Genomic DNA, 16,479 nt, shown 5'->3' with positions numbered 1-16,479 from the left:
TACGGATCGGCGGATGGCGACTCGCCGGGCGCCCGTAGGCTGGAGGCATGCCGACGCTCGATCTCACCGCCTCGTCCGCCGATCTCACCCGCGCGATCTGCGACATCCCGAGCGTCTCGGACGACGAGACGACGCTCGCCGACGCGATCCACGCGGCGGTGTCTGCCCTGCCGCACCTCGAGGTCGTGCGCCTCGGCGACACGATCGTCGCGCGCACCGACCTGGGCCGCGCGCAGCGGGTGGCGATCGCCGGCCACATCGATACCGTGCCGATCAACGCCAACCTCCCCACGCGCGACATCGAGGAGGACGGCGAGGCCGTCATCTGGGGCCGCGGCACCGTCGACATGAAGGCCGGCGTCGCGGTGCAGCTGAAGCTCGCGGCGGAGCTGACCGACCCGGCCGTCGACATCACGTGGATCTGGTACGACCACGAGGAGGTCGAGGCGTCGCGCAACGGCCTGGGCCGCATCGAGCGCGAGCGGCCCGAGCTGCTGGCGGCGGACTTCGCCGTGCTGGGGGAGCCGACCGCCGGCGAGGTGGAGGGCGGCTGCAACGGCACGCTGCGCGCCGTCGTGCGCACGCGCGGCGCCCGGGCCCACAGCGCCCGCTGGTGGATGGGCGAGAACGCCATCCACGCCGCCGCGCCGCTGCTCATGCGCCTGGCCGAGTACCGCCCGAAGACGATCGAGGTCGACGGCCTCGCCTACCGGGAGGGCCTCAACGCCGTGCGGATCGACGGCGGCGTGGCCGGCAACGTGATCCCCGATCTGTGCGAGGTCGAGGTGAACTTCCGCTTCGCGCCGAGCCGCACGATCGAGCAGGCGATCGCGCACGTGCGGACGGTGTTCGAGGGGTACGAGGTCGAGATCACCGACAGCGCCGCCGCGGCCCGGCCGGGCCTGGATGCGCCCCTCGCGCGGGACTTCCTGCGCGCCGTCGGCGGCAGCGCCCGCCCGAAGTACGGCTGGACCGACGTGGCGCGGTTCTCGGCGCTCGGCGTGCCGGCCGTGAACTACGGTCCGGGCGACGCGTCGCTGGCACACCACGACGAGGAGCGCGTGCCCGTCTCGCAGATCGAGCGGGTCGAGCGCGGCCTGCGGGCGTGGCTGAGCGGGTCCTGACCCGGTCGCGGGCGGAGGGCGGCACGTGAGAGCGGCCTGGCGGGGGCTCCCCGCGGCGCTGCGGATCGCGGCCGTCTACGCGGCCGCGCGTCTGGTCACGGTCGGCTTCATCCTGATCGCGGCGGCGCTCGCCTCTCCGGAGACGCAGCTGCCCTCCGGCAACCCGCTGTCGGATTTCGCGCTCGCGTGGGACGCGCAGTGGTACTGGACGGTCGCCTACGACGGCTATCCCTCCGAGCTGCCGCGGGACGCGGACGGGCACGTGACGGAGAACGCCTGGGCGTTCATGCCCGTCTACGCATACCTGGCCCAGGCGGTCGCCGTCGCGCTCGGGGCGGCGTGGGGCGTCGGCGGCTTCCTCGTGTCGTTCGTGTCGGGCTATCTCGCGTGCCTGGCGCTGCACCGCCTGCTGCGGGTGCGGCAGGGCGAGGGCGAGGCGATGTGGGCGGTCGTGCTGTTCGCGTGCGGGCCGCTCGCGGGGCTCTTCCACGCCGGCTACGCCGAGTCGCTGTTCCTGCTGCTGCTGTTCCTCGCGCTGCTGTGCGTCGTGCGGCGGCGGTGGTGGTGGCTCTACCTGCTCGTGCCCGTCATGGGATTCACGCGCCCCGGCGTGCTCGCGTTCGCCCTCCTGCTGGGCCTGTACGGCATCCACCGCTGGCTCGCGCGCCGCGACGACCCGCTGCCGGCGCGCGAGATCGCGCACATCGTCGCGCTCGGCGCGCTGGCGACCGCCGTGGGCTTCGCCTGGCAGGTCATCGCCGCGGTCGTCACGGGGGAGCCCGGCGCCTATCTCGACACCGAGCTCGCGTGGCGCCGCTCGTGGGTGGGCACCGAGCACTTCCTGCCGCTGGAGGGCTGGTTCCAGGGCGCGGACGTGTGGTTCGGCGTGTGGGGTCTGCCCGCGTGGCTCGCGCCCGTCGCGGTCGTCGCGCTCATGCTCGCGGCGGCGGCGCTGCTGATCCTGCCGCGCGCGGTGCGACGCGTCGGCCCGGAGCTGCGCCTGTGGGCGGGGAGCTACCTCGTGTACCTCTTCCTCGTCTTCTTCCCGCAGTCCAGCGTGTTCCGGCTGCTCGCGCCGCTGTCGCCGCTGTGGGGCGCGTTCGCCGCGGTGCGCTCGCGGGGCGTGCGGATCGCGGTGCTGGCGCTCGGGCTGCTCGGCCAGTGGTGGTGGATCTGGAATATGTACGGACAGGGCAGCAGCTACTGGCAGGTGCCGTGAGCGGCATCGGCACCAGTTCTTAACCGTTCGCGAATGGACCAGACCCGGCCGACCGATAAACTAAGCACGCAGACACCTAGGAAAGGGAGCCCGCCATGGCAGCCATGAAGCCCAGAACCGGTGACGGACCGATGGAGGCCGTGAAGGAGGGGCGTCTCATCATCGTTCGCGTGCCGCTGGAAGGCGGCGGCCGGCTGGTCGTCTCGGTCAACGACGACGAGGCGAAGGAGCTCTACGGCGTCCTCGGCGAGGTCGTGAACGCGGCCTGATCGCTTCAGACAAAGGGCCCCGAGCGCATGCTCGGGGCCTTTTCGTGTCCGCGCGCCTCAGGTGGCCCGGACCGTGGTGAGCTGCAGCAGCCCCTCGCCCACGGGGGCGAGGGCCGCGACGACCGCGGCCGACTCCTGCGTCTCGCGCAGCAGCGTGCGGTACGTGGTGGTGAGGTCGTCGCGCTGCACCGGATCGGCCACCTTGCCGCCCGCCAGCACGCGCGGCACGAGCACCGTGCCGCCGGGGCGCGCGAGCCGCAGCCCGTGCGCGACGTAGTCGATGACGTGCTCGGGGTCGGCGTCGACGAGCACGAGGTCGTATGCCGCCTCGTTCATCCGCGGCAGCACCTCGGCCGCGCGCCCGGTGATCCAGCGCACCCTGGTCGATGGCACCCGGGCGGCCTGGAAGGACTCGCGGGCCGCGGCGAGGTGCTCGGGCTCGCTGTCGATCGTCGTGAGCGTCGCCTCCGGGGCCCCGTGGAGCAGCCAGAGGCCCGAGACGCCGGCGCCCGTGCCGACCTCGATGATCGTGCGCGCGGCGGTGGCGGCGGCCAGGAAGGCGAGCTGCGCGCCGACGGCGGCGCTCACCGGCGCCGCTCCCAGCTCGCGCGCGTGCTGCCGCGCGCGGGCGATGTGCTCCGGCTCGGTCACGCTCTCTCGGACGAATCGGGCGATCGCATCGTGCTCGCTCATGTCCAGAAGCCTACGGCGCGGCGGGGCCGAGCGTGGCGCGCGTCGCCGCGGCGAACGGGAACGGCCCGCCCGCCACGGGTACGATGAACCCCGTGGAGTTCGGCCTGTCGTTCGAGAAGATCATCCTGATCGGCGTCGTGGCCGCGCTCCTGATCGGCCCGGAGCGACTGCCGCGCTACGCCGAGATGCTCGGACAGTTCGTGCGCCGCGCGCGCGACTGGATGCAGGGGGCCCAGGAGCGCGTGAAGCGCGAGATGGGCGAGGACTTCGAGGACGTCGACTGGCGCCGGCTCGATCCCCGGCAGTACGACCCGCGCCGCATCATCCGCGAGGCGCTGCTCGAGGAGCCCGCCGTCTCGGCCACCGCCGTGGCGCCGCGACGGCCGTCGGCCGGTGCCGCCGCGGCGGGCGCCGGGGCGACGGCGATCGCCCCGGCCCGGCCCGCCGCGCGCCGCCACTTCAGCGCCGCCGAGCCGCCCCCGTACGACCCCGAGGCCACCTGACCGCGGCGCGTCTTCGCCGGTCGAGGCGACCGGGGGTCAGGACGGCGAGAAGGGCAGGCGGCGACCGGTGAGGCCGCGCGGCTGGGCCGCGATCGTCGCCGCGAGGCCGGTGATCGCGCGGGCCGCCGGATCGTCCGGGTGCGCGACGACGACGGGATCGCCCGCATCGGCCGAGGCGCGCAGCGCGGGGCTGAGCGGGATCGACGCGAGCACGGGCACGGCGGCGTCCTGGTCCTCGGACAGGGCGCGGGCGACCTCGTCGCCGCCGCCCGAGCCGAACAGGTCGAGCGTCGTGCCGTCGGGCAGGGTCATCGCCGCCATGTTCTCGACCACGCCGGCCACGCGCTGCCCGGTCTGGCGCGCCACGAGCCCGCTGCGCACCGCCACGTCCGAGGCGGCGGCTTGCGGCGTGGTGACGACGAGCACCTCGGCGTGGGGGAGCAGCTGGCCGACCGAGATCGCCACATCGCCCGTGCCCGGCGGCATGTCCAGCAGCAGCACGTCGAGGTCGCCGAAGTACACGTCGGTGAGGAACTGCTGCACGGTGCGGTGCAGCATCGGCCCGCGCCAGGCGACGGCGCCGAGCCGCCCGTCCTGACCGCGCTGCAGGAACATGCCGATCGAGATGGCCTTCACCCCGTGCGCGACGGGCGGCAGCATGAGGTCGTCGAGCTGCGTCGGCTGCGCGATCTCGCCGCCGCGCGCCAGGCCCAGCAGGGCGGGGATCGAGAAGCCGTGCACGTCGGCGTCGACGAGCCCCACCTTGAGTCCGCGCGCGGCGAGGGCGACGGCGAGGTTGGCCGTGACGGTCGACTTGCCCACGCCGCCCTTGCCGCTCGTGACGGCGATGACCCGCGTGAGCGAGTCGGGCCCGAAGGGCATCACCCGCGCCGGCCCGCCGCGCAGCCGGTCGGTGAGCGCCTGCCGTTCGGCGGGTGTCATCACGCCGATCTCGAGCGCGACCTCGCCCACGCCGGCCACGCCCTCCGCCGCGCGGCGCACGTCGGCCTCGATGCGGTCGGCGGCGGGGCAGCCGACGATCGTCAGGGCGATCTCGACGCGCACGGCGTCGCCCTCCGCGGTCACGCCGCGCACCATGTCGAGCTCGGACAGCGGGCGGCGCAGCTCGGGATCCGAGACGCGGCCGACCGCCTCGCGCACCCGCTCGGCGAGATCCGTCACGCCCGATCCCTCCGGCGCCGCTCGTCCGGGGGCTCGGGGGAGCCGTCGTCGCCCAGCTCGCCCAGCAGCGCGCGCAGCTCGTCGCGCAGCGCCTCGCGCGTGACCTGCTGCTCGCGCAGCTCGTCGATCGTCATCCGCAGCGCCACGATCTCGCGCGCCATGTACTCGGTGTCGGCGAGGTTGCGCTCGGCGCGCTGGCGATCCTGCTCCATCGAGACGCGGTCGCGGTCGTCCTGCCGGTTCTGGGCGAGCAGGATGAGTGGGGCCGCGTACGACGCCTGCAGCGACAGCATCAGCGTGAGCGCGGTGAAGCCGAGCGCGGCGGAGTCGAACCGCCACGCCGCCGGGGCGAGCGTGTTCCACGCCATCCACACCGCGCAGAAGAGCGTGAGCCCGAGCAGGAACCACGGCGTGCCCATGGCGCGCGCGATCCATTCGGTCGCCTGACCGAACCGGTCGCTGCCCTTGGGCTGCGTCTCCACGAAGCGCGGGGTGCGGCCCCGCGGCGTCTCGAGGTCGCGGGCGCGCGCCATCACCGCGCACCTCCCGGCGGCAGCGCGATCGTGCCCGTCTCGGGCGGCGCGGTGATGCGCTCGTCGTCGGCGTCCTGGGATCGCCAGTCGTCGGGCAGCAGGTAGTCGAGCACGTCGTCGACCGTGACCGCGCCGACGAGGCGGTGGGCCTGGTCGACCACGGGCATGGAGACGAGGTCGTAGCTCGCCAGGCGGCGCGCGGCCTCGGCCGCCGGGGCCGTCACGAGCAGCGGCTCGAGCGTGTCGTCGAGGATCGCTCCGACGCGCTCGTGCGGGGGATAGCGCAGCATCCGCTGGAAGTGCACGGCCCCCAGGAAGCGGCCCGTCGGCGTCTCGTACGGCGGCAGCGTCACGAACACGCTCGCGGCGAGGGCGGGGTGCAGCTCGTGCCGCCGGATGAGGGCGAGCGCCTCGGCGATCGTCGCGTCGGCGGGCAGGGTGATGGGCTCGCTCGTCATGAGTCCGCCGGCGGTGTCGGGGCCGTAGCGCAGCAGCATGCGCACGTCCTCGGCCTCGTCGGGCTCCATGAGCTCGAGCAGCTCCTCGAGGCGCTGCTGCGGCAGCTCGGCGAGCACGTCCGCGGCGTCGTCCGGATCCATCGAGTCGAGGATGTCGGCGGCGCGCTCGTCGCCGAGGCGCTCGAGGATGCGCACCTGGTCCTCTTCGGGCATCTCCTCGAGCGCGTCGGCGAGGCGCTCGTCCGAGAGCTCCTCGGCCACCTCGATGAGGCGCACCTCCGGCAGATCCAGCAGGGTGTTGGCGAGGTCGGCGGGCTTGAGGTCGGCGAACGTCTGGGCCAGCCGCTCGGCCGACTGCGCCTCGCCGGGCCGGCGCTGCTCGCGCACCTCGCTCCACGTGGCGGACGTCGTGGGGCCCTTCGCGAACGGCGAGGCGCTCGTCTTGGGCTTGCGCAGGAACAGCTGCCCGATCGACCACTCGCCGAGCCGGTTCGGCTCGATCGCGACGTCCTCGATGACGGCGGTGCCCGTGCCGTCGACGAACTCGACCCGGCGGCCGATCATCTCGGCCATGACGCGCAGCTCGCCTGCGCGGGGCTGGAAGCGGCGCACGTTGATGAGGCCGGTGGTGATCACCTGGCCGGTCGAGATCGAGGTGATCCGACCGATCGAGAGGAACACCTGGCGGCGGCCGGGGATCTCGCACACGAGGCCGATCACGCGCGGCGAGCCGGAACTTCGGTACACGACGACGACGTCCCGGACCCGCCCGAGACGGTCGCCGGAGGGGTCGAAGACCGGGCATCCCGCCAGGCGCGCCACGAAGACCCTCTGCGTACTCACGCCTCCCAGCGTAGACCGCGGTGCCCGGGCGGGACGGGGGCGCGCCTGGAACCGCGCGGCACAGGGCATCCATAGCCGGCGCAAAGGCGCGCGCGGGCGGCGCGTGGGATGATCGAGGCATGAGCATGCTGGGTGGGACGGGCCGGACGCCGCAGAACGTCGGCGAGACCGTGGCGCGGTACGACGACTACGAGGCCGCACAGAAGGCGGTGTCCAAGCTCATCGAGGCCGAGGTCCCGGCGCGCGAGATCAGCATCGTGTGGGCGGGACTCAAGGCGGTCGAGATGGTGACGGGCCGCATGGGCTACGCCCGCGCGGCGTGGTCGGGAGCGCTCAACGGCGCGTTCCTCGGGCTCATGTTCGGCGCCATCATCACGCTGCTGTCGCCGACCCTCTCGATCCAGGTCCTGCTGGGCTGCCTTCTCGTGGGCGTCGCGATCGGCATGATGATGCAGATCCTGACCTACTCGCTCACGCGCCGCCGCCGGGACTACACGAGCATCACGGCGCCGATCGCCGACCACTACGAGATCGCCGTCTCGGGACCGCACGTGTCCAGCGCGCGCGACGTGCTGGGCGGCGGCGACCGCCCGGGCAGGGTCGCGCCGTCCGCTCGCGCCGCCGCGCCGACGCCGCCGGCGCCCCTCGAGCCTCCGCGCTACGGCATCCGCATCGACGACCGCCCGGCCTCCGCGCCGCAGGCGCCGACGATCCCGCCCGTGCCGCCGCTCCCGCCGCAGGCCGCTCCCGTGCCGCCCGCGCCCGGGGATGCGCCCCAGGCCGAGCCGGCGGAGCCGCGCGCCGACGAGCCGCGGTCGGACGAGCCCCAGTCGGACGAGCCGCGCGCCGACGAGTCCGACTCCGAGGGCCCGACCGGGCGCGACGCCGACCGCGCGTGACGGCCGAGGCCCGCATCCGCGTCGCCGTCGCGCTGCCGGCGGGCCCGGTCGATGTCGGGGCCGCCTGGAGCGGGCCCGCCGACGCGGCCGACACCGTCGTGATCGCGCACGGCGCGGGCGCCGGCATGGACCACCCGTTCCTCACGGGGTTCGCGGCGGGGCTCAACGACCTCGGCATCCGCACGCTGCGCTTCGAGTTCCCCTACGTCGCCGCGGGCCGCCGCATGCCCGGCCCCGCCGCGCACGCGATCCTCGCCTGGCGCGCCGTGCTCGCCGAGGCGCGCACGCGGGCCGAGCGCGTGTGGGCGTGCGGCAAGTCGTACGGCGGGCGGATGGCGTCGATGGCGGCCGCCGAGGGCGACTTCCCCGTCGAGGGGCTCATCTACCTCGGCTATCCGCTGCACCAGCCGGGGCGGCCCGAGAAGCCGCGAGCCGAGCATCTGCCGCGCGTGACGGTGCCGCAGCTGTTCGTCGAGGGCGAGAACGATCCGTTCGTTCAGCCGCGCGAGCAGCTCGAGGCCGCGGTCGCCGACTGGCGCGACGCGCGGATCGCGTGGATCGCGGGCGCCAATCACTCGTTCGAGGTGAAGGGCGCGCGGCGCCCGGCGGACGGGATCGGCCGCGGTCTCGCGCCGCTCGTGGCGGAGTTCGTGCGCGGCGCGTAGGACGCGGACGCAATGTTCCGTCACACTTCGCCGGCCGGGCCGCGGAGCGGGCAGGATGGCCACGTGATCCTCACCTGTCGCTGTTGTCGCTGAGCGCATTCGCGCGCCCGCAGACAGCCGTCGACAGCGCCCGCGCCCCGCGCGGCACCGAGAGGAACAATCCCATGCGCTACGCGCGCAGCATCGCCGAGCTCGTCGGCAACACCCCGCTCGTCCGTCTGAACCGCGTCACCGAGGGCATCGCCGCCACGGTGCTGGCGAAGGTCGAGTACCTCAACCCCGGCGGCTCCGCCAAGGACCGCATCGCGGCGCGCATCATCGACGCCGCCGAGCGCGACGGGCTCCTGCGGCCCGGCGGCACGATCGTGGAGCCGACCAGCGGCAACACCGGCGTCGGGCTCGCGCTCGTCGCCCAGCAGCGGAACTACCGCACGGTCTTCGTCGTGCCCGACAAGGTCTCCGAGGACAAGCGGGCCGTCCTGCGCGCGTACGGCGCCGAGGTGGTCGTGACGCCCACGGACGTCGCGCCGGAGGATCCGCGTTCGTACTACAGCGTCTCAGACCGGATCGTCGCCGAGACTCCGGGGGCGTACAAGCCCAACCAGTACGACAACCCGCAGGGCCCGCTCAGCCACTACGAGACGACCGGGCCGGAGATCTGGCGCGACACCGACGGCACCGTGACGCACTTCGTCGCGGGCGTGGGCACGGGCGGCACGATCACGGGGACCGGGCGGTACCTGCGCGAGGTGTCGGATGGCCGGGTGCGCATCGTCGGGGCCGATCCCGTGGGATCCATCTACTCCGGCGGCCCCGTGCACGGCTACGCCGTGGAGGGCGTGGGCGAGGACTTCTGGCCGGGCACCTTCGATCCGACCGTCGTCGACGCCTACGAGCGCGTGTCCGATGCCGAGTCGTTCGCCATGACGCGCCGCCTCGCGCGCGAGGAGGGGCTGCTCGTCGGCGGATCCAGCGGGCTCGCCGTCGTCGCGGCCCTGCGCGTGGCCCGCGACCTGCCCGCCGACGCCGTCGTGGTCGTGCTGCTGCCGGACCACGGCCGCGGCTACCTCGGCAAGGTGTTCGACGACGACTGGCTGCGCGCGCACGGCCTCGGCGACGCGGCCCCCGAGCCCATCGATTCCCCGTCTGAGAGGACCACCCCATGACCGCATCCCCGCACGACCGCCCGCACGGCTTCGCCACCGCCGCGGTGCACGCCGGCCAGGACGCCGACGCCGCGACCGGCGCGGTGATCCCGCCCGTGCACTTCTCGTCCACGTACGTGCAGGACGGGATCGGCGGGCTGCGCGACGGCTACGAGTACGGCCGCGCGGCCAACCCCACGCGCACGGCGCTGCAGCGGCAGCTCGCCGCGCTCGAGGGCGGCCGCCACGGGCTGTCGTTCGCCTCGGGCCTGGCCGCCGAGGACGCGCTGCTGCGCGCCCTGCTGCAGCCGGGCGACACAGTGCTGCTGGGAGACGACGTCTACGGCGGCACGTATCGGCTGCTCACCCGCATCCTCGGACCGTGGGGCGTGACCGTGAGCGTGGTCGACCTCGGCGACGCCGACGCGGTGGGTGAGGCGCTGCGGCGCGAGAGCCCGCGCGTGGTGTGGCTCGAGACGCCGAGCAACCCGCTGCTGAGGATCGTCGACATCGCCGCGCTCGCGGACGCCGCGCACGCCCACGGCGCGACCGTCGTCGTCGACAACACGTTCGCGTCGCCGGCCCTGCAGCGCCCGCTCGCGCTGGGCGCCGACGCGGTCGTGCACTCGACGACGAAGTACCTCGGCGGCCACTCCGACGTCGTCGGCGGCGCCGTGGTGCTCGACGACGACGGGCTCGCGGAGCGCGTCGGCTTCCTGCAGTTCGCCGCGGGCGCGGTCTCGGGCCCGCTCGACGCCTGGCTCACGACGCGCGGCATCAAGACGCTCGGCCTGCGGATGGAGCGCCACAGCGCCAACGCGCAGCGCGTGGCCGAGTTCCTCGACGCGCACGACCGCGTGGCCCGCGTGTACTACCCGGGCCTTCCGTCGCATCCGGGCCACGACATCGCCGCGCGGCAGATGTCGGGCTTCGGCGGCATGGTCTCGCTCGCCCTCGAGGACGCCGCCGCGGCGCGGCGCTTCGCCGAGGGCACGCGCCTGTTCCAGCTCGCCGAGTCGCTCGGCGGGGTGGAGTCGCTCGTGAACTACCCCGACGCCATGACGCACGCCTCGGTCCGTGGCACCGCGCTCGCCGTGCCGCCGGAGGTCGTGCGCCTGTCGGTCGGCATCGAGGACGTCGACGACCTGCTGCAGGACCTCGACGACGCGCTGCGCTGAGCCACCCGCGGCGAGCCCGGCGGCCTCAGCTCGAATCGCCGCGGGACGGGGTCAGCGCGGCTCCGCGCGGATCGGTCAGGGCGACGGCGTCAGCGCGCGAGGCGTGCGATCCAGGCCTCGACCTCGTCGGCCGTGCGCGGGATGCCGGCCGAGAGGTTCACGGGGCCGTCGGCCGTCATGAGGATGTCGTCCTCGATGCGCACGCCGATCCCGCGGTACTCCTCGGGAACGGTGAGGTCGTCGATCTGGAAGTACAGGCCGGGCTCGATCGTGAAGACCATGCCGGGCTCGAGGATGCCGTCGTAGTACATCTCGCGGCGGGCGGCGGCGCAGTCGTGCACGTCGATGCCCAGGTGGTGGCTCGTGCCGTGCACCATGTAGCGGCGGTGCTGGCCGCCGCGGTCGGCGTCGAGCGCCTCCTCGGCGGTGACGGGCAGCAGGCCCCACTCCGCGGTGCGCGCGGCGATGACCTCCATGGCGGTCTCGTGCACGGTGCGGAACGTCACGCCGGGGCGGGCGGCGGCGAAGGCCGCGTCGGCCGCCTCGCGCACGGCCTCGTAGACGCGGCGCTGCACGGGGCTGAACGTGCCGTTCACGGGCAGCGTGCGGGTGATGTCGGCGGTGTAGAGGCTGTCGACCTCCACGCCGGCGTCGATGAGCACGAGATCGCCCGGCACGACGCGGCCGTCGTTGCGCGTCCAGTGCAGGTAGCACGCGTGGGGGCCGGCCGCCGCGATGGTGTCGTAGCCCTCCCAGTTGCCGTCGCTGCGGGCGCGCTGGTGGAAGACGCCCTCGATGATCCGCTCGCCGCGGGGGTGCTCGATCACGCGCGGCAGCTCGCGCACGATGTCGTCGAAGCCGCGCGCCGTGACGTCCACGGCCACGCGCAGCTGCTCCTGCTCGTACTCGTCCTTCACGAGGCGCAGCTCGGAGACGAAGCGGCTGAGCTCGGCGTCCTCGTCGAGCACGACGTCGCCCTCGCGCGCCTCGAACGCGTCGATGTGCGCGGTGGCCACGCCCAGGTCGGCCGCGACGCCGTCGAGGGACGGGCGCGGGCCGATCCAGAACTCGCCCACCGACGCATCCGAGTAGAACTCGGCCGTCGTGCGGTCGGCGCGCTCGCGGAAGTAGAGGGTGACGTCGTGGCCCTCGTCGGTCGGGTCGAACACGAGCACCGAGTCGGGCTCGGCGTCGCTGCCCCATCCGGTCAGGTGCGCGAACGCGGAGTGCGCGCGGAACGGGTAGTCGGTGTCGTTGCTGCGCTGCTTGAGCGAGCCGGCCGGGATCACGAGGCGCTTGCCGGGGAATGCCGCCGACACCGCCTCGCGGCGCCTCGCCGCGAACGGCGCCTGCTCGCGCGCGGGCGCGACGGGCTCGGCCTTCTCGGCCCAGCCCTCGCCGATCGTGTCGAGGAATCCCTGCGGGAACGGCTGCTTGCGGTTGGAGGTCGCCTCTGCCTGCTGCTGCTCCGCGGTCGTCGTGTCGCTCATGCCTCCAGTGTCTCACCCGCGCCCGGCACAGGGGTGCCGCGGCGGCGCCGCAGGGCGAGGGCGACGGACCCGGCGAGCCCGATCGCCGCCGCGAGGAGCACCGGCCAGGCGCCGTCGACGAGCCGCATCCGCAGCATCGTCACGCCCGACTCGAGCATCGGCCCCCACGACCCGAGGTTGACGCGCGACGCGACGGCGCCGAGCAGGCCCCACAGCAGCGCGGGCGCGAGCCACAGCAGCGCGAGCGAGCCGATCCACGCGCCGGGGCGCCGGCCGGTCCACGCGAGGATCGCGCCGACGAGGATCGCCGGAAGCCAGTGCGAGCCCCACACGAGCGCGGCCGGCGGATCGAGCGAGAACGGGCCGGCGACGTCGAACCACGCCCGCAGCCAGAACCCGGCCGCCACGGCGCCGGCCGCGAGTCCCAGGGCGGCGCCGGTCACCGGCGCGCGGGTCGCGAGGTGCAGCGCGAGCACGCCGATCGCCGCCGAGACGACGCAGAACACGACGATCGCGGTGACGTAGAGCGCGGCGGCCGTGGAGATCGAGCGCACGTCGATCGCGAAGGTCGGCGCGCCCGCCTGGCGCATGCCGCCCGCGGTGACGATCCCCGTCTGCGCGATCGCGACCGCCTGCACGATCGCGATGCCGCCCGTCGCGAGCCAGCGGCCCCGCGCGGCCACGCGATCGCGCAGCGCGAGCCCCGCGAGCGCGCCCGGGAGCGCGAGCAGGCCGAACAGCGACGGCAGCGTGTACTGGCTGAACGGCAGCAGCGCGAAGGGCATGTCGGCGGGCAGGGTCGGGCTCGCCCACAGGTTCTGCAGGGGCAGGCGCATGCCCGTGGCGATCCACGGCAGCAGGGCGAGGAGGGCGGCGATGACGCCGACGAGGACGGCCGCGACGGCCGGGATCCGTTTCGGGGAGCTCACGCCGTGAGCGTGCCGGCGCCCCGTGACAGATCGCTGGGAGACGCCGGCGGGGTGCGTCAGCCGGCCGGCTCGAGCTGCACGACGAGGGGGCGGTGGTCGCTGCCCGCCTTGTCGAGGTTCGTCAGCACGATGGAGCCGGTGGGGCGCCACGCGTCGGAGTGCAGCACGTGGTCGATCGGGGTGCCCAGCAGCGAGGGCACGCTCGTCGGCCACGTGCCGACCGCGCCGTTGCCCGTCTCGGCGGCGGCGTCGGAGCAGTAGCCGAGGTCGTGGCCGTCCACGCCGAAGCGCTGCATGTGATCGATCGTCGCGTTGAAGTCGCCGGCGATGATCACGTTGCCGTCGGCACACTGATCCGCGATCCAGCGCAGATCGTCCCGCCACGCGTCCATGTACGCGGGGCGCGGCGCCACCGCGTGCACGGCGACGACGATGGGGCCCGTGCCGTCGACCGGCATCGCCACGGCGCTCGGCAGCACCGTGGTGTTGCTGGAGCCGTCGCTGGAGGACTCGATGACCGAGTAGTCGCCCAGCTCGGGTGAGATGAGGATCGTCGTCTCCCAGGCCTGCGGCGTCGGCGCGTCCTGGTCGTTGTACGCCACGTGGTGCACCCACATGGGGCGCCCGAGCTCGCGCATCTCGACGGCGACCTGCTCGCCCACCGACTGCGCCGTCTCGGGCAGGGCGATGATGTCGGCGTCCATCGCGATCGCCGTCTGCGCCACCCGGAACGCGCCCGTGGCGTCGCCCGCCGTGTTCCAGGTCATGACCCGCACGCTCGTGTCGGTCGCGGCCGGCAGCGTGTCGTCGCCGTAGCCGCGCATGCCGAGCGCGACGCCGCCCAGGATCGCGCCGATCGCGGCGACCATCGCCATCGACAGCGCGAAGCCGCGCGCCGCGCGCGAGGCGGCGACGAGCAGGAAGAACAGCGCGATGCCGGCGAAGCACACCACCAGCAGACCGCGCACCGCGATGATCTGCGCGATGGGGAACATGTGCTCCACGCGGAAGAAGCGGGGGAACGAGAGCACCGCGGTGGCGCATGCGAACAGCACCGTGAAGAGGAACCCGAGCACACGCACGAGGCGAGCCTACGATCGTCACCTGGGCGTATGGCGGATGTCGACCGTGTGCCGCGTGGCCGCGCGCCATCGGATCGGCGGCCCGCGCCGCCCGCATTACCATCGGGGGAATGGGCGATGAACGAGCGGCCGGGCCCGCGGATCTGCACCTGCACTCGGCCTGCTCGGACGGCACGGAGCCGCCCGCCGCGTTGTGCGTCGCGGCGCACGCGGCGGGGATGCGCACGATCGCGCTGACCGACCACGACACGACGATCGGGTGGGACGAGGCCGCCGACGCCGCCGCGTCGCTCGGCATGACGCTGCTGCCGGGGGCCGAGGTCTCGGCGAAGCACCGCGGGCGCAGCGTGCACGTGCTCGCCTACCTGTTCGATCCGGCGGCTCCCGAGCTGGCGGCGATGATGCAGCGGGTGCGGGAGGACCGGATCGGGCGCGCCGAGCGCCTCGTCGGCAACCTGGCGCGCGACTACGACATCGCGTGGGACGACGTGCTCGCGCAGCGCGTGGGCGATGCCACCGTGGGCCGCCCCCACATCGCCGACGCGCTCATCGCGAAGGGCATCGTGCCGAGCCGCGAGGAGGCGTTCGCCGACATGCTCCACCCCGCGAGCCCGTACTACGTCGCCCACTATGCGCCCTCGCCGCTCGATGCCGTGCGGGCGATCGCACGGGCCGGGGGAGTGTCGGTGATCGCGCACCCCGCCGGCCGTGGCATGCTCCCGATCCCCGTGCTGGAGGAGCTGATCGGCGCGGGCCTGGGGGGACTCGAGATCGATCACCGCGAGAACACCGCGGCGGGCCGCGAGACGCTGCGCGAGCTCGCCGCCGCGCACGATCTCATCGTCACGGGATCGAGCGACTACCACGGCGCCGGCAAACCGAACCGCATCGGCGAGAACACGACATCGCCCGAGGCGGTGGCGCGCATCATCGACGGGGCGACGGGGATCGAACCCGTCACGCCCTAGGGCGTGTTGATCAAGAAGGTGCGGGGTGGCCAGCCGCCGCGAGTTGCGCGGGAGAATGGGCGTGTGAAGATCCAGGTGCTGCATATCGAGGATTGCCCGAATTGGCAGGAGGCGGGCGATCGAGTACGGCTGGTGCTCGACTCGATCGGACGGGGCGATGTTCCGGTGGAGTTCGTGTTGATCCGCACCGAGGCTGAGGCGGTGAGCTCTGGTTTCGCGGGCTCGCCCACGATTCTTCTGGACGGTCAGGACTTGTTCCCGTCCCAGGGGAACACTGCCGACTTGGCGTGCAGGGTCTATCTGACCGAGCGCGGCTTTGCGGGTGCGCCGACGGTGGGACAGCTTGAGCGCACGCTGCAGGAGCGCGAAGCGCTCAGCGGAGATCGGTCTTGATCCAGATCAGCGCCGCGGCGAGGCTGACGGCGGCTCGGTAGTTGCGGGCGAGTTTGTCCGAGCGCATCGCGATGCCGCGCCACTGCTTGAGACGGTTGAAGCAGCGTTCTACGACGTTGCGTCCCTTGTAGCGTTCCTTCTGCTTGTCCCCGAAAGCGATCGGCCGGCCCGGCTTCTTGCGGCGGTGCGCGATCTGGTCGTCCCGCTCGGGGATGGTCGCCGCGATCCTCCGGTCGCGGAGCCAGGCGCGGTTCGCCCTTGAGGGGTACCCCTTGTCGGCGAGCACCCGGTCGGGGCGGGTGCGGGGGCGGCCCTTCCCGTCGCGGGGAACGCGGATGTTCTCCAGCACCGCGCTCATCATCGTGGTGTCGTTGATGTTCCCGGCGGTGATCATCATGCTCAGCGGCCGGCCGCGGCCGTCGCAGACCAGGTGCAGTTTGGTCGTCAGCCCGCCGCGGGAGCGTCCGATCCCGTGATCAGGCGGCTCGGACCACGGATTCTTGTGATTCGGCACAGCCCCCTGTGTCCCGGGCGAGGGTCGCGCCGTGCTGATGCACGCGCGCGATCGTGGAGTCGATCGAGACGACCCAGTCGATTTCCCCAGCGGCGTCGGCCTGCTTCTGCACCTCGGTGAGCAGCTTCTGCCAGGTGCCGTCCCCGGCCCACCGGTTGAACCGCTTGTAGATCGAGTTCCACTTCCCGAACCGTTCCGGAACGTCACGCCACGGCGCACCGGTCCGGTACTTCCACGCCATCCCCTCGATAGCGAGCCGGTGATCCGTCCACGGCCGCGACCGACCGGTCACCGTCGGCATCAACGGCTCCATCACGGCCCACACCTCGTCAGAGATCTCCTGTCGCGTCACCGTTCAAGACTCACCCACCGAGGAGCGGAACCTCTTGATC

General features: G+C 73.6%; 18 protein-coding genes. 10 read left to right on the top strand and 8 right to left on the bottom strand.

Annotated elements, in window-relative coordinates:
• The first annotated feature begins 47 nt into the window (after nt 1–47).
• The 3 genes from dapE (at nt 48) to ACWDR7_RS02615 (ending at nt 2,612) form a co-directional block, all read left to right on the top strand.
• The gene (gene dapE, locus ACWDR7_RS02625; protein ID WP_449853382.1) at nt 48–1,124 is read left to right on the top strand and encodes a succinyl-diaminopimelate desuccinylase; all 1,077 of its coding nucleotides are present in this window, start codon (nt 48–50) and stop codon (nt 1,122–1,124) included.
• Between the two features lie 25 nt (nt 1,125–1,149).
• A complete protein-coding gene (locus ACWDR7_RS02620; RefSeq protein WP_449853381.1) occupies nt 1,150–2,343 on the top strand; it encodes a mannosyltransferase family protein in 1,194 nt (397 codons plus the stop codon).
• A 95-nt stretch (nt 2,344–2,438) separates the two neighbouring features.
• Nucleotides 2,439–2,612, top strand: a complete 174-nt coding sequence (locus ACWDR7_RS02615; RefSeq protein WP_261164427.1) for a DUF3117 domain-containing protein — start codon at nt 2,439–2,441, stop codon at nt 2,610–2,612.
• A 57-nt stretch (nt 2,613–2,669) separates the two neighbouring features.
• Here the strand turns inward: ACWDR7_RS02615 and ACWDR7_RS02610 are convergent, their stop codons facing one another.
• Nucleotides 2,670–3,305 carry an O-methyltransferase gene (locus ACWDR7_RS02610; RefSeq protein ID WP_449853380.1) on the bottom strand — a complete coding sequence of 212 codons (636 nt, stop codon included), beginning with the start codon at nt 3,303–3,305 and terminating at the stop codon, nt 2,670–2,672.
• 92 nt (nt 3,306–3,397) lie between these two features.
• Between ACWDR7_RS02610 and ACWDR7_RS02605 the strand changes: the two genes are divergently transcribed.
• Nucleotides 3,398–3,808 (top strand): twin-arginine translocase TatA/TatE family subunit, encoded by a 411-nt coding sequence (locus ACWDR7_RS02605; protein WP_449853379.1) that lies wholly within the window; start codon nt 3,398–3,400, stop codon nt 3,806–3,808.
• Nucleotides 3,809–3,844: 36 nt separating this feature from the next.
• Here ACWDR7_RS02605 and ACWDR7_RS02600 read toward each other — a convergent pair whose 3' ends face one another.
• From ACWDR7_RS02600 to ACWDR7_RS02590, 3 genes are read right to left on the bottom strand one after another with little or no spacing between them, the layout of a single operon-like run.
• On the bottom strand, nt 3,845–4,990 hold the full coding sequence (locus tag ACWDR7_RS02600) for an Mrp/NBP35 family ATP-binding protein (protein WP_449853378.1): 1,146 nt from the start codon (nt 4,988–4,990) through the stop codon (nt 3,845–3,847).
• The gene (locus tag ACWDR7_RS02595) at nt 4,987–5,523 is read right to left on the bottom strand and encodes a DUF1003 domain-containing protein (RefSeq protein WP_449853377.1); all 537 of its coding nucleotides are present in this window, start codon (nt 5,521–5,523) and stop codon (nt 4,987–4,989) included. Before ACWDR7_RS02595 ends, ACWDR7_RS02600 begins: the two co-directional genes overlap by 4 nt.
• Nucleotides 5,523–6,824, bottom strand: coding sequence for a magnesium transporter MgtE N-terminal domain-containing protein (locus ACWDR7_RS02590; protein WP_449853376.1), 1,302 nt, complete (start codon nt 6,822–6,824; stop codon nt 5,523–5,525). The genes ACWDR7_RS02595 and ACWDR7_RS02590 overlap by 1 nt, the downstream gene beginning before the upstream one ends.
• A 119-nt stretch (nt 6,825–6,943) precedes the next feature.
• On the opposite strand from ACWDR7_RS02590, the gene ACWDR7_RS02585 reads away from it, so the two are divergent.
• The 4 genes from ACWDR7_RS02585 (at nt 6,944) to ACWDR7_RS02570 (ending at nt 10,711) form a co-directional block, all read left to right on the top strand.
• On the top strand, nt 6,944–7,723 hold the full coding sequence (locus tag ACWDR7_RS02585; protein WP_449853375.1) for a general stress protein: 780 nt from the start codon (nt 6,944–6,946) through the stop codon (nt 7,721–7,723).
• On the top strand, nt 7,720–8,388 hold the full coding sequence (locus tag ACWDR7_RS02580) for an alpha/beta hydrolase family protein (protein ID WP_449853374.1): 669 nt from the start codon (nt 7,720–7,722) through the stop codon (nt 8,386–8,388). The genes ACWDR7_RS02585 and ACWDR7_RS02580 overlap by 4 nt, the downstream gene beginning before the upstream one ends.
• A 164-nt stretch (nt 8,389–8,552) precedes the next feature.
• A complete protein-coding gene (locus tag ACWDR7_RS02575; protein ID WP_449853373.1) occupies nt 8,553–9,554 on the top strand; it encodes a pyridoxal-phosphate dependent enzyme in 1,002 nt (333 codons plus the stop codon).
• A complete protein-coding gene (locus ACWDR7_RS02570; RefSeq protein ID WP_449853372.1) occupies nt 9,551–10,711 on the top strand; it encodes a cystathionine gamma-synthase in 1,161 nt (386 codons plus the stop codon). The genes ACWDR7_RS02575 and ACWDR7_RS02570 overlap by 4 nt, the downstream gene beginning before the upstream one ends.
• An 89-nt stretch (nt 10,712–10,800) precedes the next feature.
• Here ACWDR7_RS02570 and ACWDR7_RS02565 read toward each other — a convergent pair whose 3' ends face one another.
• From ACWDR7_RS02565 to ACWDR7_RS02555, 3 genes are read right to left on the bottom strand one after another with little or no spacing between them, the layout of a single operon-like run.
• Nucleotides 10,801–12,201 (bottom strand): aminopeptidase P family protein, encoded by a 1,401-nt coding sequence (locus ACWDR7_RS02565; RefSeq protein WP_449853371.1) that lies wholly within the window; start codon nt 12,199–12,201, stop codon nt 10,801–10,803.
• The gene (locus ACWDR7_RS02560; RefSeq protein ID WP_449853370.1) at nt 12,198–13,130 is read right to left on the bottom strand and encodes a hypothetical protein; all 933 of its coding nucleotides are present in this window, start codon (nt 13,128–13,130) and stop codon (nt 12,198–12,200) included. The genes ACWDR7_RS02565 and ACWDR7_RS02560 overlap by 4 nt, the downstream gene beginning before the upstream one ends.
• A 56-nt stretch (nt 13,131–13,186) precedes the next feature.
• A complete protein-coding gene (locus ACWDR7_RS02555; protein WP_449853369.1) occupies nt 13,187–14,212 on the bottom strand; it encodes an endonuclease/exonuclease/phosphatase family protein in 1,026 nt (341 codons plus the stop codon).
• 110 nt (nt 14,213–14,322) lie between these two features.
• Between ACWDR7_RS02555 and ACWDR7_RS02550 the strand changes: the two genes are divergently transcribed.
• Nucleotides 14,323–15,180, top strand: a complete 858-nt coding sequence (locus ACWDR7_RS02550; RefSeq protein ID WP_449853368.1) for a PHP domain-containing protein — start codon at nt 14,323–14,325, stop codon at nt 15,178–15,180.
• Nucleotides 15,181–15,243: 63 nt separating this feature from the next.
• Nucleotides 15,244–15,573: a hypothetical protein gene (locus ACWDR7_RS02545; protein ID WP_026095586.1), complete on the top strand. Its 330-nt coding sequence runs from the start codon at nt 15,244–15,246 to the stop codon at nt 15,571–15,573.
• Here the strand turns inward: ACWDR7_RS02545 and ACWDR7_RS02540 are convergent.
• Nucleotides 15,554–16,400 (bottom strand): IS5 family transposase gene (locus ACWDR7_RS02540; RefSeq protein WP_233449959.1). Its coding sequence is split into 2 segments (ribosomal slippage): nt 15,554–16,093 and nt 16,095–16,400, totalling 846 coding nucleotides; the frame shifts between segments, so codons are not numbered across the junction. The genes ACWDR7_RS02545 and ACWDR7_RS02540 overlap by 20 nt on opposite strands.
• Nucleotides 16,401–16,479: the final 79 nt, after the last annotated feature.

The sequence above is a fragment of the Microbacterium sp. NPDC003461 genome (assembly GCF_053588335.1).
This window is presented reverse-complemented; position numbering and strand designations above follow the sequence as displayed.

Excerpts from the sequence above, each read along its gene's own strand:
- dapE (WP_449853382.1), top strand. The coding sequence starts at position 48 with ATGCCGACGCTCGATCTCACCGCCTCGTCCGCCGATCTCACCCGCGCG.
- ACWDR7_RS02615 (WP_261164427.1), top strand. The coding sequence starts at position 2,439 with ATGGCAGCCATGAAGCCCAGAACCGGTGACGGACCGATGGAGGCCGTG.
- ACWDR7_RS02610 (WP_449853380.1), bottom strand. The coding sequence starts at position 3,305 with ATGAGCGAGCACGATGCGATCGCCCGATTCGTCCGAGAGAGCGTGACC.
- ACWDR7_RS02595 (WP_449853377.1), bottom strand. The coding sequence starts at position 5,523 with ATGGCGCGCGCCCGCGACCTCGAGACGCCGCGGGGCCGCACCCCGCGC.
- ACWDR7_RS02585 (WP_449853375.1), top strand. The coding sequence starts at position 6,944 with ATGAGCATGCTGGGTGGGACGGGCCGGACGCCGCAGAACGTCGGCGAG.
- ACWDR7_RS02575 (WP_449853373.1), top strand. The coding sequence starts at position 8,553 with ATGCGCTACGCGCGCAGCATCGCCGAGCTCGTCGGCAACACCCCGCTC.
- ACWDR7_RS02570 (WP_449853372.1), top strand. The coding sequence starts at position 9,551 with ATGACCGCATCCCCGCACGACCGCCCGCACGGCTTCGCCACCGCCGCG.
- ACWDR7_RS02565 (WP_449853371.1), bottom strand. The coding sequence starts at position 12,201 with ATGAGCGACACGACGACCGCGGAGCAGCAGCAGGCAGAGGCGACCTCC.
- ACWDR7_RS02550 (WP_449853368.1), top strand. The coding sequence starts at position 14,323 with ATGGGCGATGAACGAGCGGCCGGGCCCGCGGATCTGCACCTGCACTCG.